This window comes from Steroidobacter sp. (assembly GCF_016790065.1).
In the GTDB taxonomy this organism is placed as follows: Bacteria; Pseudomonadota; Gammaproteobacteria; order Steroidobacterales; family Steroidobacteraceae; genus Steroidobacter.
In genome coordinates this window covers 1-1,524 of record NZ_JAEUPY010000205.1, presented here as the reverse complement: position 1 = coordinate 1,524, position 1,524 = coordinate 1, and the positions used below count along the sequence as shown (strand labels likewise).

Annotated in this window: 3 protein-coding genes; all 3 read left to right on the top strand. The window is 63.9% G+C overall.

What is annotated here, in order from left to right:
* Positions 1-399 (top strand): type VI secretion system baseplate subunit TssF (locus JNL55_RS08840; RefSeq protein WP_293852158.1); only part of this gene is annotated, 399 nt, incomplete at its 5' end.
* Positions 381-1,391: a type VI secretion system baseplate subunit TssG gene (tssG, locus tag JNL55_RS08835; RefSeq protein WP_293852156.1), complete on the top strand. Its 1,011-nt coding sequence runs from the start codon at positions 381-383 to the stop codon at positions 1,389-1,391. The genes JNL55_RS08840 and tssG, both read left to right, overlap by 19 nt.
* Before the next feature lie 22 nt (positions 1,392-1,413).
* Positions 1,414-1,524, top strand: a 111-nt coding sequence (locus JNL55_RS37410) for a hypothetical protein (RefSeq protein WP_415923041.1), incomplete at its 3' end; no start/stop codon positions are given.

The following is a 1,524-nucleotide window of genomic DNA, read 5'->3' as shown; positions in this document are numbered from 1 at the left end:
CTGATCAGTCACCTGTCGTTGAACTATCTGTCCCTGATTGATCGCACGCCCGAGGCGGGCGCGGAGATGCTTCGCGACATGCTCGCGCTCTACGCGGATTCGAACGACGTGACCGCGCAGCGGCAGGTCGAAGGCGTGCGTAGCGTGGGTTACAACACCGTGGTGAGACGCGCTCCGGTGGAAGGCCCGATCAGCTATGCGCGGGGACTTGAGATCGCGATCACGTTGGACGAGGCCGCCTTCGAAGGCGCGGGCATCGTCGTGCTCGGCAGCGTGCTGGAGCGATTCTTCGCGCGCTATGTGTCTCTGAATTCATTCACGCAGACCCGACTCGCATCGGTGGCGCGGGGTGTCGTCAAGGCTTGGCCAGTGAGGGTGGGATGTCGCCGCCCAATCTAAACAATCACGCCCTGACACAGCTGCAGTCGCAGCCTCACGGCTACAGCCTGTTCGCGGCCTTGCGGCTGCTCGAACAGTCGTTCGCGGACCGGCCGCGGCTCGGAGAAGCGCGCAAGGCCGCGGACGATCCGGTGCGCCTGGGCCAAGCGCCCCATCTGTCGTTCGCTCCCTGCGACGTGGCGCAGCTCATTAGTAATGAAGATGAGCCCGTGCGGCTCGAGCAATTCTCGTTCGGCGTGTTCGGTCCCAACGGCGCATTGCCGTTGCATTTGACTGAGCTCGCTTACGAACGGCGGCGGCACAAAGATGACGCGACCATTGTCGACTTCATCAATCTGTTTCAGCACCGACTGACCGCGCTGTTCTATCGCGCGTGGGCGGAGTCGGAGCCCGCGGTAAGTCTCGACCGACCCGACAGCGATCGCTTTCGCACGTATGTCGGTGCGCTCATCGGCATGGCGCCGGACAGCGCGCGCGATGCCGACTCGGCGCCGGACTACGCCAAGCTGTCTCGCGCCGGGCTGTTCGCCGCGCAACCGCGCTCGGCCGAAGGTCTCGAAGCAGTGCTCGCTGACTACTTCGGCATCGACGTCGAGGTGCGACAGTTCGTCGGCTCGTGGATGGAGATCCCCGATGACCTGCGGTGTCGCCTCGGTGGTTTGGAGGAGGCTGCGCTCGGTAGTAACGCGACGTTGGGCGTAGCGACCTGGCAGTGCCAGCACAAGTTCGAGATCGTGTTGGGTCCGCTGCCGCATACGGCGTTCGCAAATTTTCTGCCGGGCGCCGCAGGTCTCGCCGAGTTGCATTCGCTGGTGCGGCTGTACACGAACGATGAATGGGAATGGCAGGTGCGTTTGCTCCTGCGCGATGTGGAGATCCCCGGCGCGCGTCTCGACGGCACGAATCCGCTCGGCTGGACCAGCTGGCTTGGCGAGCGTCGGGCGCATGCGGCGGATGTAGTGATACAGGAAGCGGCGGCCACCCGCCCATAAGCAGTACCGGAGCAAAGCACGCATGGGAGACATCAGTCGGGTCGCGCTGTTCGGCAAGTTGAATCGGCTGGCTTATGAGTCGGTCGAAGGCGCCACCGTGTTCTGCAAGTTGCGCGGCAATCCATACGTCGAG